Genomic DNA, 20,176 nt, shown 5'->3' with positions numbered 1-20,176 from the left:
CGTTTGGTGGCGATGGCGGAGGGGTTCCACACGTACCCATCCCGAACACGACCGTTAAGCCCTCTAGCGCCGATGGTACTTGGACCGCAGGGTCCTGGGAGAGTAGGACGCCGCCAAGCAAAGAACCACTGCCGATGCAATTCGGTGGTGGTTTTTATTTTATATATTAAAATTCAGAAGACATTATGATTTAGGAGATGTGAACGTTACATCTCTTGTTTGACTTTAAAGGGAACCTCTGAGACACTCAAATGTAAGAAAAGGGCACAAGCGGCCTTTTGTACAGAATGAACTTACATTAGAAGAAAATGAGGTGCAGGTTGATATGGAACTACGCAAATTAACAATCGACGATTATGAGGCTTGTATGGCACTCTCTGAGTATGCATTTCAATTTAAATTAACAGAAGACCAGTTGGAGAGGCGACGCCAGGAATTCGCTAAGCATAACGTATTGGGGGTTTATGCGGATGGTCAGGTTGGAGCCAAGCTGCAGATTATTCCTTTTCAGACCTATATCCACGGAAGGTCCTTTGAAATGGGTGGGATCGCGGGTGTAGCCACTTGGCCGGAATATAGACGTAAGGGCTGGGTAGCAGGATTGCTAAAATACGCACTAGAAGAAATGAATCGGAATAAACAAAGTGTATCTTTCCTGCATCCGTTTTCGTTTTCCTTTTATCGAAAGTATGGCTGGGAAACCTATGTTGAATATAAGAAATACAAAATGTCTTCCTCCGAACTGCCGGCCAAACAACTGACACCAGGCACGATAAAACGTGGTAATACGGAGCTTGTTGAATTGAAGCAGGTGTATGACGCTTATGCAGCGCGCTATAATGGGACTTTGAATCGTGATGATGCATGGTGGGAAAATTCCGTTTATGTCAAAAAAGGAAGCCAGCGTGCTGTATACTATGATGAGGCAGGAGTACCGCAAGGTTATGTCCTCTACGACGTCAAGGAAAGTAAATTTACCATCGGTGAATTCATTCATTTGAATGAAGAGTCCAGACGGGGGCTGTGGACGTTCATTGCCAATCACGATTCCATGATTGATGAAGTGACTTTACAGGCGCCTGCAAGTGATATGCTTACATTTCAATTGGACAATCCACGAATTGGGCAAGAGGTAGTTCCTTACTTTATGGCACGAATCGTGAGCGTGGAGCAGTTCATTTCGCAGTACCCTTTTGCCAGTCAGGACTCGCCCGTACAGATTTGGCTTGATGTCGAAGATGCTTACGCTCCGTGGAACGAAGGTGTATGGGAATTAAACGTGGCGATGAACGGAACCGCTTCAATATGGAAAAAGGCAAAATCGGATGGTGAAGGTCAGCTGAATCAGCCGATTCGTCTCAGTATTCAAACCCTTTCAGCCGTGTTAATGGGTTATCGTAGACCCGCAGAGATGGCACAGATAAGCAGATTGGAAGGGCCAGTGAGCGCAATCCAAGCGCTGGAAAAGGCAGTTCCCAAACGCGAAACCTACTTGCTTGATTTCTTTTGAGCGACTATCTATATCGAGTACGACTTCATTCCAACAGATACGAAGCGCAATTGGAAGCAATGAGAACTTCTCCCGATGTCCGGGAGAGGTTTTTTTGTGTCAGGCGAATATTTCGTGTAAAATCGTAAAAAATGAATAGTGCCCCCACTTGGCAAAACAGTAAAATATGCTATAATGTATATAAAGTCAAAGAAAGTCAAAGTCAACTCAAGGTTAAATCCGTATGATTGTATTTCTGGAATACGTGCTATTTACCTATGATATGACGTTAGCTTTCTTACTGTTCTCTGATGAAAAGTACCGTAAGTAGGAACACATCATTGGAAGATCAAGGGGATATTCAAGGACCTTCGTGCTTCCTTTGTTCTCCTGTTTAACACTTGTATCAGCAAGATTCGCTGTTTCTCTGAGTGGTTAAATGGGTGGAGAAGGTGTACTCTGTGGGGGCGTGTGGTCCTTATTGACTTAACGTTTCAGACAGTGGAGGATGATTGGATGCGTAATATCTCTGATATTATTGAACGATATCTGAAGGGTATTTTGCATGAAAGTCCCGAAGGAATGATTGAAATTCAGCGTAATGATCTGGCAGATCAGTTTTCATGTGTACCTTCCCAGATCAATTATGTCATCAGCACCCGTTTCACTCTTGAAAAAGGGTATCTCGTCGAGAGTAAACGTGGCGGTGGTGGATATGTTCGTATACAACGCATTGAATTACCTGCCCAATCGGCGCTGCACAACCATCTGCATCACAGTATTGGTGACGAGATTGGACAGACTGCTGCGGAAGGCTTGATTTATCAATTGGAAGAAGCACGTTTTTTAAGCAAGCGGGAAGCCGGGTTGATGCGTGCGGCTGTGTCGAGAGAAGTTCTTATGGTCAAACTTCCTTACCGGGATCAAATTCGTGCCAGAATGTTGAAGGCAATGCTAATATCTTTGCTCGGTAAATGAAAACTATCGGGATCAAAGGAGGTACATCTATATGCTGTGCCAAGAATGTAATAAACGTCCGGCTACACTTCATTTTACGAAAATTGTAAATGGCGAGAAGACGGAATTTCATATTTGTGAATCATGTGCCCGAGAGAAGGGGGAGATGATTCCTGGAACAGCAGGAGGATTCTCTATACACAACCTGTTATCAGGAATACTCGATTTTGATCCGGCAGGCAAAAGTTCAGGTGCTGCTCCTGCTAAAACGCTACAATGTGAAGAATGTGGTATGACGTATGCCCAGTTCAGCAAAGTTGGTCGTTTTGGCTGCAGTTCCTGTTATAAATACTTTGACAGCCGTCTGGACCCTTTGTTCAAGCGAGTGCATGGGAGTACATCGCATGTAGGTAAAGTTCCTGCCAGAGCAGGCGGGCGTATTAAGGTGAAAAGGCAAATTGCCGATCTGAAGCAAAATCTGCAGCAGAGCATTGCTCAAGAAGAGTTCGAAGAGGCCGCTCAGATTCGTGACCAGATCCGGGAACTTGAAAAAGAAATAGCTCAAGAGTAAAGTTTGTCATAAGTAGGAGGGAAGCATGATGCCTAATCTGCGTTTTACAGAGAAGGCGCTCAGTGACTGGATGCGCAGTGATGCAACTGATTCGGAGATCGTAATCAGCAGTCGTGTCCGGATCGCACGTAACCTTCAGCATATCCCGTTTCCAATGCTGGCTTCGAGTGAGCAATCGGAAGAGGTGCTGAATAAGCTGAGCGAAGTACTTCAGTACGATGACGTACACGCCTTTGGTGATTTTACTACACTCGATCTGATCGATATTGACGAACTCGACAAGCGTGTGCTGGTGGAAAAACATTTGATTAGTCCGAGTCTGGCGAATGAATCGACCAACGGAGCCGTGATCCTTAGTGAGGATGAATCTGTAAGTATTATGATCAATGAAGAGGATCATTTGCGTATCCAGTGCCTCTATCCGGGGTTCCAGGTCAAAGAGGCCTGGGAGAAAGCTTCCGCTATAGATGATGCCTTTGAAGCGCACGTGGATTATGCGTTTGATGATCGCAGAGGGTATCTGACGAGTTGCCCCACGAATGTTGGAACAGGTGTCAGGGCATCTGTTATGATGCACCTTCCTGCATTGGTCATGACACAGCAGATCGGCCGTATTCTTAGTGCCGTGTCTCAAGTGGGATTGACGGTGCGAGGGATCTATGGAGAGGGTAGCGAAGCGATGGGCAACTTGTTCCAGATTTCCAATCAGATTACACTTGGACAGACGGAGCAAGAAGTGATCGACAACCTCCACGGTGTTGTTTTACAGATGATTGGTCATGAGCGTACCGCAAGAGAACGGCTCATTACTGATTCCAGACTGCGTATTACGGATCGAGTGATGCGTTCCTATGGGATTTTGTCTCATGCAGCGATTGTAGACACGAAGGAAGCGGCGCAACGTTTGTCGGATGTGCGGCTCGGCGTAGATCTTGGTTTGTTGGAAGGATTATCGATTCCAGTGATGAATGAGTTGAATGTAATGACTCAGCCAGGGTTTTTACAAAAAACGTATGGGGATATGCGTACAGATGAGCGCGACATCTACCGTGCTCAGTTAATTCGTGATACGATCAATGCAGCTAAAAGTTCTGGGTAAACTTTCCTTTAAGCGTTAATATGGGTTTCATGCCGCATCTGCGGCTTTTATATAATAAGCTTCCATCTAGACTGAAGCTACCAATGATTTTATTCGCAGCATGGCTGCAAACAAAAGTGATATGAAGAATACGAAGGGGTATTCAGTTAGATTGGAATCCCTCGTTTTATCCAAAACCATGGAGGTGCAGGAGATATGATGTTTGGAAGATTTACGGAACGGGCCCAAAAGGTGCTCGCACTCGCGCAGGAAGAAGCTGTCCGTCTCGGTCACAATAACATCGGTACGGAGCATATTTTGCTCGGCCTCATTCGTGAAGGTGAAGGCATTGCTGCCAAAGCACTGATCGGCCTGGGACTCGGATTGGAAAAAATTCAGGATGAAGTAGAAACGCTGATTGGCCGTGGCCAAGAGCAACCTACGAACATTGCATATACGCCACGAGCGAAAAAAGTAATTGAATTGTCGATGGATGAGGCGCGTAAACTCGGCCACACCTATGTCGGCACAGAACACATTCTTCTCGGATTGATCCGTGAAGGTGAAGGCGTTGCGGCACGTGTACTCAATAACCTTGGCATCAGCTTGAACAAAGCGCGTCAGCAAGTACTGCAATTGCTCGGTAGCAGTGAAGCGGTTTCCAGCCACAACGGCACACCTGCCAATGTAAGCACACCAACACTGGACAGCCTCGCTCGTGATTTGACGGCGTATGCCAGAGAGAATAACCTTGACCCGGTTATTGGCCGTAGCAAGGAAATTGAGCGTGTGATTCAGGTATTGAGTCGTCGTACCAAAAATAACCCGGTATTGATCGGTGAACCGGGTGTAGGTAAGACCGCAATTGCTGAGGGGCTTGCCCAAAAAATTATTGCAAACGAAATTCCCGAAACATTGCGTGATAAACGTGTAATGACGCTGGATATGGGTTCGGTTGTTGCTGGAACCAAATATCGTGGTGAGTTCGAGGATCGATTGAAAAAAATCATGGATGAGATTCGTCAGGCGGGCAACATTGTCCTGTTCATTGATGAGTTGCACACACTGATTGGTGCGGGTGGCGCAGAAGGCGCGATTGATGCATCGAACATCTTGAAACCGGCTCTTGCTCGTGGAGAATTACAGTGCATCGGTGCAACGACACTGGATGAGTACCGCAAATATATCGAGAAGGATGCTGCGCTAGAGCGTCGTTTCCAACCGATTACAGTGGATCAACCATCTCCGGAAGAAGCCATTCAAATTTTGCATGGTCTGCGTGATCGTTACGAAGCGCATCACCGTGTGAAAATTACGGACGAAGCGATTGTGCAAGCTGTCAAATTGTCGGATCGGTATATTACAGATCGTTTCTTACCGGATAAAGCGATCGACTTGATCGATGAAGCAGGATCAAAAGTAAGATTGAACTCCTATACGATTCCGCCAAACCTGAAACAATTGGAGAGCCGTCTGGAAGATATCCGTAAGGAAAAAGACGCCGCGGTTCAAAGTCAAGAGTTCGAAAAGGCAGCGGCACTGCGTGATACGGAACAAAAAATCCGTGAAGAGCTTGATACAACGAAAAATCAATGGAAAGAAAAACAAGGTCGTACCGATTCCGAAGTCACTCCGGAGGATATCGCTCAAGTGGTAGCCAACTGGACAGGAATTCCGGTGAACAAGCTGAAAGAAGAAGAGACACAGCGTCTGATGAATCTGGAGTCCATTCTTCATGAACGTGTAATCGGTCAGGATGAGGCTGTTAAATCGGTCAGCCGCGCCGTTCGCCGTGCACGTGCAGGACTTAAAGATCCAAAACGCCCAATGGGTTCATTCATCTTCCTCGGTCCTACCGGTGTAGGTAAAACCGAGTTGGCTCGTGCACTTGCTGAAGCAATGTTTGGTGATGAAAATGCCGTAATCCGGATTGATATGTCCGAGTATGGTGAGAAACACTCCACAGCACGACTGGTCGGAGCGCCTCCAGGTTATGTTGGATACGAAGAAGGCGGACAGTTGACAGAGAAAGTTCGTCGCAAACCGTACTCCGTTGTCCTGCTGGATGAAGTGGAAAAAGCTCACCCCGAAGTTTTCAACATCTTGTTGCAAGTGCTGGAAGATGGTCGTCTGACGGATTCCAAAGGCCGTGTTGTTGACTTCCGTAATACACTGATCATTCTCACATCCAACGTGGGTGCAGAAGCGATCAAACGTAATTCTACTCTTGGATTCACAGCTGTTGTGGATGCAGGTGCAGATTACGATAATATGAAGGGCAAAGTGATGGATGAGCTGAAGAAAAGCTTCCGTCCTGAGTTCTTGAACCGGATCGATGAAATCATCGTATTCCACTCGCTCGAAGAGAAACACATTGCTGAGATTGTTACTCTTATGAGTGAGGACCTACGTAAACGTCTTAATGAGTACGAGGTGGATTTTGAGCTCACAGATAACGCTAAGGCTTTCTTGGCGAAAGCTGGCTTTGATCCTGCTTACGGTGCACGCCCACTTCGCCGGGCGATCCAGAAGCACATTGAAGACAAATTGTCTGAAGAGTTGCTTACAGGTAATGTGACTAAAGGGGATTCCTTACTCATCGACGAAGAGAATGGTGCATTGTCTGTAACAAAAAAGGAAGTAGCCGTTCCATCCAATGAGGAAATTGAAACAAAATAAATATGATGTATGTGGCTGAATGAATTCAGCTACCCGCATATATAGAACCTCATATATAGAACCTCCCTGGCTTTGGCCGGGGAGGTTTTTTTCGTATGTACGAATTATAAAGGGATGTGTGAAGATTTGATTGAGATGAAGCGATATTGATGAGGAACATGTGTAAAGTTTGCGATAATCCTTTACGAAAAATCTCAAACAATGGTAAACTTTTAGTATCCCTGTATGTCAGGGCAACGAGTAAATTTTGTCGAATAATGCAAAATGCTGCTATAAAATAAAAAAATCAATAGGAGTGCTGAAGTGGCCAAAGTAAAAACCAAGTTTCAATGTACGGAATGCGGCTATGAAGCCCCCAAATGGTACGGGAAATGTCCTGGCTGTCAGTCCTGGAATTCGATGATAGAAGAAACTGAAACGGTAGTCAAAACACAAGGAAGAAATTCTCCTCTGTTTGACAGTAAAGATAAACCGCTTCCTATCATAGATATAGATAGCGGTCAGGAGCCGCGGGTACAGACTGGAATCGGTGAACTGAACCGTGTATTGGGCGGCGGCATTGTGCCAGGTTCGCTTGTTCTGGTGGGGGGCGACCCGGGAATTGGAAAATCAACGTTGATGTTACAGACTTCTCATGCGCTGACCCACTCGGGGCTACGCGTGTTATATGTGTCTGGAGAAGAATCCGTAAAGCAGACGAAGCTGCGCGCAGACCGTCTCGGTGCACTTTCGCCGGAGCTGTATGTGCTCTGTGAAACCAATATGGAGCGGGTTGAGGAAGCGGTGGATCAGATCCAGCCGCATTTTCTTGTCATCGATTCCATTCAGACCGTATATCTGCCCGAAGTTACCAGCGCACCAGGAAGTGTAGCACAGGTAAGGGAATGTACGTCTAGATTCATGCGGATTGCGAAAGGCCGAGGCATTGCAACGGTTCTTGTAGGGCATGTTACCAAAGAAGGTGCCATTGCTGGTCCGCGTATGCTGGAGCATATGGTGGACTGTGTGCTTTATTTCGAAGGAGAGCGGCATCATACGTATCGTCTCCTTCGTGCGGTGAAGAACCGTTTCGGTTCTACTAACGAGATTGGCATATTTGAAATGGGGGAAGATGGCCTTCGTGAAGTCGGTAATCCCTCCGAGTTATTTTTATCTGAACGTCCACTAGGGGTAGCTGGATCTACCGTTGTGGCGAGTATGGAAGGCACACGTCCGATGCTTGTAGAATTACAGGCTTTGATTTCCACGACCCACTTCCCTTCTCCTAGGCGGATGGCAACAGGTATCGACCATCATCGATTAAATCTAATTATAGCGGTGCTTGAAAAACGCATGGGTATGTTCCTGCAGACACAGGATGCCTATCTGAACGTGGCTGGTGGGGTGAGGCTGGATGAGCCAGCGGTCGATCTGGCTGTGGCAGTTAGCATTGCCTCCAGCTTGAGAGATGTGCCAACCAAGCCGGATGATGTCATTTTTGGCGAGATTGGCCTGACCGGTGAAGTTCGTGCCGTATCCAGGGCAGAACAACGTGTGAAAGAAGCCGCGAAGCTGGGCTTCAAACGAGTTATTTTACCAGAAAAAAGCTTAAAGGGCTGGAAACATCCTCGCGGGATACAACTGATCGGTGTGAATACCGTGGCAGATGCACTAGCGGTTGCTTTAGATTAGGGGGCATAACAAGATGAAGGATTCAAGCCAACTGGACAATATGAATGATTTGTTAAGGCTGATCGCACCAGGTACACCTTTCCGCGAAGGTCTGGAAAATGTGCTGCGCGCCAAGACGGGCGCACTGCTTGTTGTAGGATACAGCCCTGAAGTAATGGAAGTGGTGGATGGGGGATTTTCGATTAACTGTGATTTCTCCCCGAACTATCTGTATGAGCTTGCCAAAATGGACGGAGCCATTATTCTGAGTGAGGATTTGAAGCGGATTCTGTATGCCAACACACAGCTGATTCCGGACTCATCCATCTCTTCCTCAGAGACGGGCATTCGTCACCGGACCGCAGAGCGAGTGGCAAAACAAACGGGTAAGTTAGTTGTTTCCATCTCACAGCGCCGGAATATTATTACCCTGTACCAGGGAACACTTCGATATTCGCTTAAGGAAATCGGGGTTATTTTGACCAAAGCCAATCAGGCGATTCAAACGCTTGAAAAGTATAAAGCGGTGCTCAAGCAATCCCTTACGAATCTGAGTGCTTCCGAATTCGAGGAACTCGTTACGATTCCCGAGGTGGTTAATGTTATTCAGCGCACGGAAATGGTACTGCGGATCAAAACCGAGATTGAACGTTATATCGATGAGCTAGGTAATGAAGGAAGGCTCATTTCGATGCAAATGGAAGAGCTCGTGGGTACTACAGAGGAAGAAGCGTGGTTACTGTATAAAGACTATGCTCGTGATGACAGCGATGACAAGATTCGCGATATTATCGTGGGATTAAAAAGATTGTCGGACGATGAGTTGCTTGATGCACATCATATTGTACGGTTGCTTGGCTATCCTTCATCTGCGGCAACTTCTGAAGATTCGGTTGCCCCGCGCGGATATCGGGTATTAAATAAGATCCCTCGTCTGCCTAATGTAATTATTCATAACTTGGTAGATCAATTTGAGCAATTACCTCATGTCATCATGGCAACGATTGAAGAACTCGATGAAGTGGACGGTATTGGCGAGGTTCGTGCCCGCACCATCAAGGAAGGTCTCAAACGTCTGCAAGAGCAGATGTTTATTGACAGACAGATGTAGAGGTCGCTTATAACGGCTTTTTATGGATGAGGTGAAACAACATGTTAACCAGATTCATTCCAAATCTTTTTACCTTAGGTAATCTGTTTCTGGGTATGCTGGCCATTTTGCTGGCAATCAACGGAAAGTATAGCTCGGCCGCGATTATGGTTATCGTTGCGATGCTGCTCGACGGTCTGGATGGACGGGTGGCCAGAGCACTGAATGCACAAAGTGAATTCGGCAAGGAGCTTGATTCCCTATCGGATATGGTTTCATTTGGTGCGGCGCCTGCATTGATTATTTTCATGGTGTCTTTTCAGGATTCCATGCCGATCTTTGCCTGGATCGCAACGGCGGCTTTTCCGATCTGTGGTGCGATTCGTTTGGCGAGATTTAACGTGCGCCCGGGCATTCCGGGGTATTTCACAGGCTTGCCCATTCCTGCTGCAGGCGGTGTATTGGCTACGCTGTCCCTGTTTCACAAAGATATCGGACCCATTAGTATGATGATTGCTACGTTGCTGTTGTCTTATCTGATGGTCAGCTCACTGAAATATCCCAATTTCAAAAAAGTCGGACTACCCCGCAAGGCGATCTGGATCGCTCCGTGGGTTGTGTTACTTGCGGTTGCACTGGCTGTTTTATTCCCGGATCAACTCTCCAAGCTGATTTTTATTCCGCTGGTGTTATATGCCCTATATGGCATGAGATACAGCGTAAGAACGGCAGCTTCTCGCAATCGTGCTAAGAAACGCAAGGACAAGAAATCATCGCGATCTTCTGACAACTAGAATGGTAGGGTAGTAAGTACCAACCACTCGGCAAACTCTAAGGTCCCTATGAGTTCAAAAAAAAGCACGTACATTTCCTAACAAGGAGTGTACGTGCTTTTTGCTTGTATTCTTTGATATATGACGAAGTAGCGGGGACGGATTAGCTAAGACAGATTAAACATCCCAAGCGTCGAACATTTCTGTGATTCGTGATTCACGACCTCTTCCATGTTGATGTCCAGAAGATTGCAGAGTGCAGACATATAGAACAGGTTCCGCCCCAACTCGGAGCTGATCACCTCTTTGCAATTCTCACACAATTCACCTTCCACATGTGTTTCCAGCAGGCCCTTGGCTTGAGAAATATCACTCTCGGGGGCATATTTCTGTTTCGTGGCGTGCAGCTCAATACAGCCGCATTCGGTAATGGCTTTGGACACAGCGCGGTTAACAGAGGCTCCGGCTTGTCCCGTTTTGGACAGTACATCAATCAGGCTGCGATGGCGCAGCAACAGTTCGGAAACTTGATCCTGAAAAGCCTGTAAACTTAGCGTACTCATTTTGCCACTCACCTCGGGATATGAATTGAATTCATTATATGCCAATAAAAGTCTCACTTTCAACTGATGAGCACAACATTTCCAAAAACTTCATGCTGACGCGATTAGGTTTTCGATAATTGGATCATACTGGATATGAAAATGAAGAATGATTTGAGGAGGTGCAGGAACTCATGTGGAGAAAAGGCATTTTAACTTTTACTGGATTGTGCGGCGCATGGTTCGGGTACACGGCTTATCATCTGGCAGGCAAGTCCATTCCTTGGATGGCTGAATGGATTCAATCAGCGGGACTGCTGGGTGCGGGTGTATCAACACTGCTGGGAGCAGTACTTTTTATGTCCGTATGCACGATCGGTGGCACAATGATGGCCAACAGATTAAACAGTGGTATCGATTCTTTAGCCAGGATACCTATGAACGAGCTTGCTGCTGGCGCGGCAGGCATCGTGGCTGGACTGCTCGTAGCCTTACTGATGTATCCTTGCCTGGCTTGGCTCGGAACCGCAGGAGAGGTGCTGCAAGTGGCTCTCACGGTGATCGCTGCATATTCGGGTTATAGCTTGGCTATGGCCAAGAAAGACGATCTGGCGGCATTCTGGAAGTCAGGACGATGGGGGCACCCAGAGCCTGAAGAAGAGCGAAGAATGGAAGAACATAAAATTTTGGACACCAGCGTCATTATTGACGGCAGAATCGCAGATATCTGCAAAACCGGGTTCATCGAGGGCACGATTGTTATCCCGGAATTTGTACTGGAAGAGCTGCAACATATTGCAGACTCATCGGATCTGCTTAAACGCAACCGCGGGCGCCGTGGGCTGGACATTTTGAACAAAATCCAGAAGGAGCTTGATGTACAGGTATTGATCTACGAAGGCGATTTCGAGGAAATTTCCGAGGTGGACAGCAAACTGGTGAAGCTTGCCAAAGTATTACAAGGGAAAGTCGTAACCAACGACTTCAACCTGAATAAAGTCTGTGAACTCCAAGGGGTATCCGTACTGAACATCAATGATCTCGCGAATGCGGTGAAACCGGTGGTGCTGCCAGGTGAAGAAATTATGGTGCAGATTATCAAAGACGGCAAAGAGCACGGACAAGGCGTAGCCTATTTGGATGATGGAACGATGATCGTGGTGGAAGGTGGACGCGAGTATATCGGCATGATGATGGAAGTGCTGGTGACGAGTGTGCTGCAGACGTCTGCGGGACGAATGATTTTTGCCAAGCCGAAACTGTTGGAAAAAGCCCAATAAAAGCGGTATGATGGGTAGTGTATCGTTGTACGATGATGGATATCGAAAGAGATATGAATTGTCGCCCGGCGATAAACTGACAGACAAGGCAGGGATTGCGGCATGGATAAAGGGTGGGGCGTTGTCATTGTGGCGGCAGGCCGGGGAACCCGAATGGGAACGACCGAGAGCAAACAGTTTTTGCTGCTGCAGGACAAGCCCGTTTTCATACATACGCTTGAAGTATTTGCGGCTCTGGACGAGATCCGTGAGATGATTCTGGTTACAGGTGTTGCAGATGTTGAACGATGCCTGGAATGGGTAAAAGAATACCAACTGGAAACGCGTGTCCGCGTGATCCCCGGAGGGAAAGAGAGACAACATTCGGTTCATGAAGGCCTTCGGGCGCTCAGTACTGATGGGGTTCTCGTTCACGACGGGGTGCGTCCATTTGTGACCCGTGAGCAGATTAGAGAATGTATGGCTGCCGCCGAATCAGGCGAAGGTGCTGTGCTGGCTGTGCCGGTGAAGGATACGATCAAACAAGTGAATGCGGAAGGTATCGTTACAGCGACGCCGGATCGCAGCAGTCTGTGGAGCATTCAAACCCCGCAGGCTTTTCGTCTTTCTTCCCTGCTGGAGGCTTACGAATCTGCGGAACGTGACGGGTTTCTGGGGACGGATGATGCCATGCTGGCTGAGCGCCAGGGAATGTCGGTTAAGGTTGTGGAAGGCAGTTATACCAACATCAAACTAACAACACCGGAAGATTTACAGTATGCCGCGTTTTGGCTTGAGGGAGAGAAGAATCGATGATACGTGTAGGACAAGGATTTGACGTGCACCAGTTGGTGGAAGGTAGACCGTGTATTATTGGCGGGGTAACCATTCCTTATGAAAAAGGGCTACTGGGTCACTCGGACGCAGACGTGCTGTTGCACGCAATCAGCGATGCTATTCTTGGCGCGCTGGCACTTGGGGATATCGGCAAGCATTTCCCGGACACTGATCCGGAATTCAAGGATGCAGACAGCTTGAAACTACTGGAGCATGTATGGCAACTTGTGAAGGATCGCGGCTATAAGCTTGGGAATATTGATTCAACGATTATTGCCCAGAAGCCAAAGATGGCACCGTATATCCCGCAGATGGCGGAAGTCATTGCTGAAGCGCTGGAAGCGGATGTGGCACAAGTGAACGTGAAGGCAACAACAACCGAGCAATTAGGTTTCCCTGGACGAGGAGAGGGAATTGCCGCTCAATCCGTTGTATGCCTGGTACGTGTGTGATATCATCAATCAATTAGAGACGGAGGGAATCATATGAGCACAGAAATTCGGGTGCGCTACGCACCAAGCCCAACGGGACACCTGCATATCGGGAACGCTCGTACGGCGCTGTTTAACTACTTGTATGCCAAACATAATAACGGAAAATTTATCATTCGTATCGAAGATACGGACGTGAAGCGCAACATTGCGGGCGGAGAAGAAAGCCAGCTGAAATACTTGAAATGGCTCGGCATCGAGTGGGATGAGAGTATTGATGTAGGCGGAGAATACGGGCCGTACCGTCAGACGGAACGTCTGGATCTGTATCGCAAATATACGCAGGAACTGCTGGACAAAGGGCTGGCTTATCGTTGCTACTGCACGGAAGAAGAACTCGAACAGGAGCGCGAGGAACAGTCGGCTCGTGGAGAGACCCCGCGTTACTCCGGCAAACACCGTGACCTGACACCAGAGCAGATCGAGGCATTTGAAGCGGAAGGCCGCGTGGCGAGCATTCGTTTCCGTGTACCGGCAGATCGCACATACACATTCAACGACATGGTTAAAGGTACAATCTCGTTCAACAGCAAGGAATCAGGCGACTTTGTCATTGTGAAAAAAGATGGCATTCCCACGTACAACTATGCCGTTGCCGTGGACGATCACTTGATGAAGATCTCCCACGTGCTACGCGGGGAGGATCATATCTCCAACACGCCGCGTCAGCTGATGATCTATGAAGCGCTTGGCTGGGAGCCGCCGCAATTCGGTCATATGACGCTGATCGTGAACGAAAACCACAAAAAACTGAGTAAACGCGATGAATCCGTAATTCAGTTTATTGAGCAATATGATCAGCTTGGCTATCTGCCAGAAGCGATGTTTAACTTCATCTCCTTGCTTGGCTGGTCGCCAGAAGGGGAAGAAGAAATCTTCTCACAAGAGCAGTTGATCTCTATCTTTGATACGAAACGTCTATCCAAGAGCCCGGCCGTATTTGATACACACAAGCTGGCGCATTTGAATAACCATTACATTAAAAATGCGGACCCTGCACGGATTGCCGAGATGGCTATTCCGCATCTGCAAAAAGCAGGACGTCTACCTGCGGAGCTGTCATCTGAACAAAAAGAGTGGGCATATACGCTCGTACATCTCTATCAGGAGCAGATGAATGCGGCATCCGATATCGTGGAACTGTCCGAAGTGTTCTTCCGTTCCGAAGTTGAACTGGAAAGTGAAGGCGCTGCGGTACTTGCTGAAGAACAGGTTCCAACTGTGCTGAAGGCATTTGCAGATAAAGTACAGGCAAGTGATGAATTCACGCCAAGCAAAATGGCTGCTTTGATCAAGGAAGTGCAGAAGGAAACAGGCTTCAAGGGTAAACAGCTCTTTATGCCAATCCGCGTTGCTTTGACTGGACAGACCCATGGACGTGATCTCAATCAGACTATCGTGTTGCTGGGTCGTGACACTGTCATCGAGCGTTTGCTGGCACGAGTGTAAGTATTCATTGTTCAACTGATGCCATTCAATTCTGCTGGTTGTCAGTGCGAAGGCTTTTCGCTATAATAGCAACACAAGGTTGAATTGTCATAATACGTTCATATAGAACAGCAAAGACCGGGAGAAGTAAGCTGATCCGGACAGATCCAGAGAGGATGGCCCCGCGCGTGAACAGAGATTACTTCTGCTCAGCGAGTGGTGGCTGCGAGTCATCCACTGTCCAGCAGTCTGAAATGCACCCGTGAGCTGCACCGTCGAATCCGGCCCCGCTTCTATTCATTGGATAGAGGAAAACGTCAGGATAGATGGCGACGACTGGTTCCCGTTACCGAGCCGCCAGAGGGCCCATTCCTTTTATTCAAGAAGAGGAATGAGCCAAGCAGAGTGGGACCGCGACTAACGCCTCTGCAGCTTCGTGCTGCAGGGGCGTTTTTTGTCTAGCGAGTGCGCAAGTATACTACCAAGGAACACGCCGTCCGGCGAACCCGGAGGACGAGAACCGGAACAAGAGGGGAACGAGCATGTTCAAAAAGATCAGATCCGATATCCAGACGGTCTTTGAAAATGATCCGGCCGCCCGGAGTTGGTTTGAAGTCGTATTTACGTATTCAGGGCTGCATGCCATATGGGCCCATCGATTTGCTCACAATCTGTACAAACGAAGATGGTACTCGCTCGCCCGGTTCGTATCACAGGTTAGCCGGTTTATGACAGGGATAGAGATTCATCCTGGAGCTACGATTGGGGAACGTTTGTTCATTGACCACGGTATGGGCGTTGTTATTGGAGAAACCTGTGAGATTGGTGACGATGTCGTGATATATCAGGGAGTAACTCTTGGGGGAACGGGGAAAGAAAAAGGAAAGAGACATCCCACGATTGGTAATAATGTGGTTATCTCATCTGGCGCAAAGGTGTTGGGATCATTTCGTGTCGGGGATCAAAGCAACATCGGAGCAAACTCCGTTGTGCTGAAAGAAGTTCCTGCTAATAGCACGGTGGTGGGCATCCCAGGTAGAATCGTCAAACAGGATGGACGTAGGGTGGATCGTCTTAATCAACAATTGCCCGATCCGGTTATTGACTCTCTGCGCAGCATGCAGCGCGAGATTGAACGGCTGCAGGAAGAAGTGCGAACTTTGCAAAATACACGAGAATCGGAGAAATGCACATAACTCCATCGATCAACATAAACCATGGAATCAAGTAAAAGTAGTTTAGAATGAAAGGAAAAGTGACTATGACACTTCAGATTTATAATACGATGAGTCGCACCAAAGAGGAGTTTGTTCCACAAGAGCCTGGCAAAGTGAAAATGTATGTATGCGGGCCAACCGTCTATGACTACATTCATATCGGCAATGCACGTCCGGTGATCTTTTTCGACACGGTTCGTGGATATCTGGAGCAGATCGGACATGAAGTGAATTATGTCGTGAACTTCACCGATGTCGATGACAAACTCATTCGCAAAGCAGAGCAGCTGGGTACCGACGTTCCGCATGTGGCTGAAACATTTATTGCCGCGTATTATGCCGATCTGGAGGGACTCGGTATTCCTAAAGCGAGCAGTAATCCACGGGTAACGGAGAATATGCCGCTTATTATCGATTTTATCCGTGAACTGGTTGAAAAAGGTTTCGCATATGAAAATGGCGGTGACGTATATTATCGAACAGGAAAGTTCGAAAAATACGGTCAATTGTCGAAACAAAACCTGCAGGAGTTGCAGTTCGGTATTCGGATCGGTGTAGATGAACGGAAGGAACACCCGGAAGACTTTGTGCTCTGGAAAGCAGCCAAACCAGGTGAGATCTTCTGGTCTAGTCCATGGGGAGATGGTCGTCCTGGATGGCATATTGAGTGCTCTGCTATGGCAAGAGAATACCTTGGTGACACGCTAGATATTCACGGCGGTGGACAGGATTTGCAGTTCCCTCACCATGAATGCGAATGCGCACAGTCCGAGGCAATCACAGGCGCACCTTTGGCGAATTACTGGATGCATAACGGTTTTATTCGTATTGATAACGAAAAAATGTCGAAATCTCTCGGTAACGGTGTTCTGGTAAAAGACCTGCGTAATCAGTACAAACGTGAAGCGATTCGTTACTTTATGTTGTCCACCCACTATCGTAACCCGCTCAATTTTACAGAAGATACGATGGAACAGGCGCAAAACAGTGTGGATCGAATTGCGAATGCAGTAGGTAACCTGAGACATCGCCTGGGAGCTGTGTCTGTTAATCAGGAGGTTACACCTGAATTTTCAGCAAAACTAGACCGGATTCGACAACAATATCATGAAAAAATGCAGGATGATTTTAATACACCGGATGCAATCACGGCGTTGTTTGAGTGGGCTGCGGAAGCGAACCAGTTGTTGCAACAAGATGTGGTCAATGCCGCTGAAATTCATGCACTGCTTGAACTGTTCGGAGAACTCAATGCTGTGCTTCGAATCTACACGGATGTTGAACCAGAGCTTCTGGATGAGGACATTGAACGCTTGATTCAGGATCGAGTGGAAGCACGTAAGTCTAAAAACTGGGCTCGTGCGGATGAAATTCGTGATGAACTATCTGCTCAAGGGATTCTGCTGGAAGATACCGTACAGGGAATGAGATGGCGGCGCAAATGAGTGGAGAAAAAGAGAATGTTTTGTCTGGTTCTGTCGAGCGGAATGAACAGGCCAAGCAAGTGGTGACTAATAATCAGGTTAATGAACTTGAGGGGGGATGGTTTCCTTATCCACCCTCCAGGCCTGCACGATTGATTCCGCCAATCGCACTGGCTTACATCGGTGATGCGGTATATGAGGTTGCCGTGAGACAGTATCTGTTATCCAAAGCGAACATGCGTCCTAACCATCTGCACCGCAGTGCAACCAAACTGGTATCTGCCAAAGCACAAAGCCGCATACTGACAAGTATTGAGGCTGAACTGAAAGAAGAAGAGCAAGATGTTGTGCGGCAAGGGCGGAATGCCAAATCGGGCAGTGTTCCCAAAAATGCAGATGTGCTGGAGTATAGACATGCAACGGCGTTTGAATGTCTGATCGGTTATCTGTATAGCAGTAGTCAGCATGATCGCATGATTCAACTGATCGGACTGGGTATTGAGCTGGCGGAGCAAGCATCTGCATCCACGTCAAAATAGCTTCAGGGTTGAAATATATAACAAGCAATACAGAGAGGAACGAATGAGGATGGAAGAAGAATGGATTGCCGGTAAACACTCCGTAACGGAGGCGTTACGATCAGGCCGGACCATTAATAAAATATGGATTGCTGATACGGCTCAGAAACATTTGACGCAACCAATTATTGCGGAAGCCAAAAAACAGGGGATTGTCATTCAGCATGTGGACAAGCGCAAGTTGGACCAGACGGTTCCTGGTATTCAACATCAGGGTGTAGTTGCGCAGGCAGCGCCTTATGCCTATGCTGAGGTTGAAGATATTTTGGAAGCGGCCAAATCTAAAAATGAACATCCGTTTTTAATTTTGCTTGATGAGATTGAAGACCCTCATAATCTGGGTTCTATCTTGCGTACAGCGGACTGCACAGGAGCTCACGGCGTTATTGTTCCTAAACGGCGCTCAGCGGCTGTAACTGCAACAGTGTCTAAGACATCAGCAGGTGCAGCAGAGTATGTTCCAGTCGCTCGTGTAAGCAATCTGGCACAAACGATTGATCGGTTGAAAGAAGAAGGCGTATGGGTTGTTGGTACAGATGTTACTGCGCGTGAAGGCGTGTTTGGCAATGGAGTATTCACAGGACCGGTTGCACTTGTCATCGGGAATGAAAATAAAGGTATGGGACGTCTTATTCGTGAGAAATGCGATGTTCTGGTCAAATTGCCTATGCAAGGTCAGATTAATTCCCTGAATGCCTCTGTGGCAGCTGGTGTTGTTATGTATGAGGTGCTTCGTGCTCGCCAAGAGCAGGAATAGATGATATGGCTGATTCCCGTGATGTGCTTCTTGTAGACGGGTATAACATGATTGGCGGCTGGCCTGAATTATCCAAAATAGCCGAAAACGAATTGGAAGAAGCGCGGAACAGGCTCCTCTTTCGGCTTGCGGACTATCAGGCTTTCTCCGGCCGTCGAGTCATTGTTGTGTTTGACGCCTACCTTGTGCCAGGACTCGGTAAATCCTTTACACAGAGCAAAGTTGAAGTTCATTTTACAAAGGAAAAAGAGACGGCAGACGAATGTATCGAGAGACTCGTTCGGGAACTAAGCATGCGAAGACGCCAAATCTATGTAGCAACCAGCGATATGGTAGAGCAACATGTCATCTTTGGACAGGGAGCGTTGCGCGTATCTGCCAGAGAGCTGCTGATTGAAGTGGAACAAAATGAAAAGGAATTGCAACAACGGCTTGCAGAGGATCAGGCAAGGTCAACACGGAATACAATTGGGGGCAAATTAAGCCCGGATGTTTTACAGCAATTTGAACGCTGGAGACGAGGCTGACAGCGGATTTCTTACAAATTTTTCAATATTGAAACTATTGACAATTATGTTATAGCTGTTCTTTTTTAGGGATGCCGTGGTTGACGGTGGGAGGTACCATCATATATACTGTTCGTATATTTCATAGAGTAGAGTAACGGGGTACCTTGCGTTGCAGCCGGAGGGATTGTCTGTGAGTGTCGACCTCAAAGATATCATGTTATCCAAGTATGATTACCAAAGTGACGAAGACATTGTCGAAGCGGTCCGTGAAGGCGAAAGCGAAGCGCTGGAGTTTTTGATCAACAAGTATCGCAACTTTGTACGCGCCAAGGCAAGATCTTATTTTTTGATCGGAGCTGACCGGGAAGATATTATTCAAGAAGGAATGATTGGCCTTTACAAATCCATTCGTGATTTCAAAGGGGACAAGCTTGCTTCGTTCAAGGCATTTGCCGAACTGTGCATTACAAGACAGATCATTACGGCGATCAAGACAGCCACACGTCAGAAGCATATTCCGCTTAATTCTTATGTATCTCTGGACAAGCCCATTTATGATGAAGAGTCTGATCGTACGTTACTCGATGTGATTTGTGGAACTCAGGTCAGTGATCCGGAAGAGTTGATTATTAACCAGGAAGAGTTTGTAGGCCTGGAAGATAAAATGTCCGAGATTTTGAGTGACCTGGAACGTAAAGTACTGATGTTGTACCTAGACGGGAGATCTTATCAAGAGATTGCAGTGGATTTGGATCGTCATGTAAAGTCTATCGATAATGCATTGCAGCGTGTAAAGCGCAAACTTGAAAAGTACCTGGAAGTTCGAGATAATTGAACAAAGGTTGTT

19 protein-coding genes and 1 rRNA gene are annotated in these 20,176 nt (G+C 47.3%); 19 read left to right on the top strand and 1 reads right to left on the bottom strand.

What is annotated here, in order from left to right; genetic code table 11:
* Positions 1–2: 2 nt before the first annotated feature.
* From rrf to pssA, 9 genes are all read left to right on the top strand, one after another.
* Positions 3–119: ribosomal RNA gene (gene rrf, locus BLQ13_RS26590) — 5S ribosomal RNA — on the top strand.
* 206 nt (positions 120–325) lie between these two features.
* Positions 326–1,510 (top strand): GNAT family N-acetyltransferase, encoded by a 1,185-nt coding sequence (locus tag BLQ13_RS26585; protein WP_090924703.1) that lies wholly within the window; start codon positions 326–328, stop codon positions 1,508–1,510.
* Between the two features lie 495 nt (positions 1,511–2,005).
* Positions 2,006–2,467: a CtsR family transcriptional regulator gene (locus BLQ13_RS26580; protein ID WP_090924702.1), complete on the top strand. Its 462-nt coding sequence runs from the start codon at positions 2,006–2,008 to the stop codon at positions 2,465–2,467.
* 31 nt (positions 2,468–2,498) lie between these two features.
* Complete coding sequence (locus BLQ13_RS26575) at positions 2,499–3,017, top strand: protein-arginine kinase activator protein McsA (protein ID WP_090924701.1); 519 nt, start codon at positions 2,499–2,501, stop codon at positions 3,015–3,017.
* Between the two features lie 28 nt (positions 3,018–3,045).
* Positions 3,046–4,116, top strand: coding sequence for a protein-arginine kinase McsB (locus BLQ13_RS26570; RefSeq protein WP_090924700.1), 1,071 nt, complete (start codon positions 3,046–3,048; stop codon positions 4,114–4,116).
* A 195-nt stretch (positions 4,117–4,311) separates the two neighbouring features.
* Complete coding sequence (locus BLQ13_RS26565) at positions 4,312–6,774, top strand: ATP-dependent Clp protease ATP-binding subunit (protein WP_090924699.1); 2,463 nt, start codon at positions 4,312–4,314, stop codon at positions 6,772–6,774.
* A 303-nt stretch (positions 6,775–7,077) separates the two neighbouring features.
* The gene (gene radA / locus BLQ13_RS26560) at positions 7,078–8,445 is read left to right on the top strand and encodes a DNA repair protein RadA (RefSeq protein ID WP_090924698.1); all 1,368 of its coding nucleotides are present in this window, start codon (positions 7,078–7,080) and stop codon (positions 8,443–8,445) included.
* Between the two features lie 13 nt (positions 8,446–8,458).
* Positions 8,459–9,535 carry a DNA integrity scanning diadenylate cyclase DisA gene (gene disA, locus BLQ13_RS26555; protein WP_090924697.1) on the top strand — a complete coding sequence of 359 codons (1,077 nt, stop codon included), beginning with the start codon at positions 8,459–8,461 and terminating at the stop codon, positions 9,533–9,535.
* Between the two features lie 41 nt (positions 9,536–9,576).
* A complete protein-coding gene (gene pssA, locus BLQ13_RS26550) occupies positions 9,577–10,308 on the top strand; it encodes a CDP-diacylglycerol--serine O-phosphatidyltransferase (RefSeq protein WP_090924696.1) in 732 nt (243 codons plus the stop codon).
* A 146-nt stretch (positions 10,309–10,454) separates the two neighbouring features.
* Here pssA and BLQ13_RS26545 read toward each other — a convergent pair whose 3' ends face one another.
* Complete coding sequence (locus tag BLQ13_RS26545) at positions 10,455–10,850, bottom strand: nucleoside triphosphate pyrophosphohydrolase family protein (protein ID WP_090924695.1); 396 nt, start codon at positions 10,848–10,850, stop codon at positions 10,455–10,457.
* Between the two features lie 173 nt (positions 10,851–11,023).
* Between BLQ13_RS26545 and BLQ13_RS26540 the strand changes: the two genes are divergently transcribed.
* The 10 genes from BLQ13_RS26540 to sigH all read left to right on the top strand — a co-directional run bounded on the left by BLQ13_RS26540 (position 11,024) and on the right by sigH (position 20,164).
* A complete protein-coding gene (locus tag BLQ13_RS26540) occupies positions 11,024–12,109 on the top strand; it encodes a PIN/TRAM domain-containing protein (RefSeq protein WP_090924694.1) in 1,086 nt (361 codons plus the stop codon).
* A gap of 102 nt (positions 12,110–12,211) precedes the next feature.
* Positions 12,212–12,904, top strand: coding sequence for a 2-C-methyl-D-erythritol 4-phosphate cytidylyltransferase (gene ispD / locus BLQ13_RS26535; protein ID WP_090924693.1), 693 nt, complete (start codon positions 12,212–12,214; stop codon positions 12,902–12,904).
* On the top strand, positions 12,901–13,377 hold the full coding sequence (gene ispF, locus BLQ13_RS26530; protein ID WP_090924692.1) for a 2-C-methyl-D-erythritol 2,4-cyclodiphosphate synthase: 477 nt from the start codon (positions 12,901–12,903) through the stop codon (positions 13,375–13,377). The genes ispD and ispF overlap by 4 nt, the downstream gene beginning before the upstream one ends.
* A 33-nt stretch (positions 13,378–13,410) precedes the next feature.
* Positions 13,411–14,865: a glutamate--tRNA ligase gene (gene gltX, locus BLQ13_RS26525; RefSeq protein ID WP_090924691.1), complete on the top strand. Its 1,455-nt coding sequence runs from the start codon at positions 13,411–13,413 to the stop codon at positions 14,863–14,865.
* A 521-nt stretch (positions 14,866–15,386) separates the two neighbouring features.
* Positions 15,387–16,040, top strand: coding sequence for a serine O-acetyltransferase (gene cysE, locus BLQ13_RS26520; RefSeq protein ID WP_090924690.1), 654 nt, complete (start codon positions 15,387–15,389; stop codon positions 16,038–16,040).
* 65 nt (positions 16,041–16,105) lie between these two features.
* A complete protein-coding gene (gene cysS / locus BLQ13_RS26515) occupies positions 16,106–17,506 on the top strand; it encodes a cysteine--tRNA ligase (RefSeq protein WP_090924689.1) in 1,401 nt (466 codons plus the stop codon).
* On the top strand, positions 17,503–18,024 hold the full coding sequence (locus tag BLQ13_RS26510; protein WP_244159482.1) for a Mini-ribonuclease 3: 522 nt from the start codon (positions 17,503–17,505) through the stop codon (positions 18,022–18,024). The genes cysS and BLQ13_RS26510 overlap by 4 nt, the downstream gene beginning before the upstream one ends.
* A 49-nt stretch (positions 18,025–18,073) precedes the next feature.
* On the top strand, positions 18,074–18,820 hold the full coding sequence (gene rlmB, locus BLQ13_RS26505) for a 23S rRNA (guanosine(2251)-2'-O)-methyltransferase RlmB (RefSeq protein WP_090924688.1): 747 nt from the start codon (positions 18,074–18,076) through the stop codon (positions 18,818–18,820).
* 5 nt (positions 18,821–18,825) lie between these two features.
* Entirely contained in the window at positions 18,826–19,347 is a 522-nt protein-coding gene (locus BLQ13_RS26500; RefSeq protein WP_090924687.1) for an NYN domain-containing protein, read from the top strand.
* Positions 19,348–19,519: 172 nt separating this feature from the next.
* A complete protein-coding gene (gene sigH, locus BLQ13_RS26495; protein ID WP_024633601.1) occupies positions 19,520–20,164 on the top strand; it encodes an RNA polymerase sporulation sigma factor SigH in 645 nt (214 codons plus the stop codon).
* The last annotated feature ends 12 nt before the right edge of the window (positions 20,165–20,176 follow it).

This window comes from Paenibacillus polysaccharolyticus, assembly GCF_900102085.1.
Taxonomy (GTDB): Bacteria; Bacillota; Bacilli; order Paenibacillales; family Paenibacillaceae; genus Paenibacillus; species Paenibacillus polysaccharolyticus.
The sequence above is the reverse complement of the archived record's forward strand: the minus strand, read 5'-3'. Positions and strand labels throughout refer to the sequence as shown.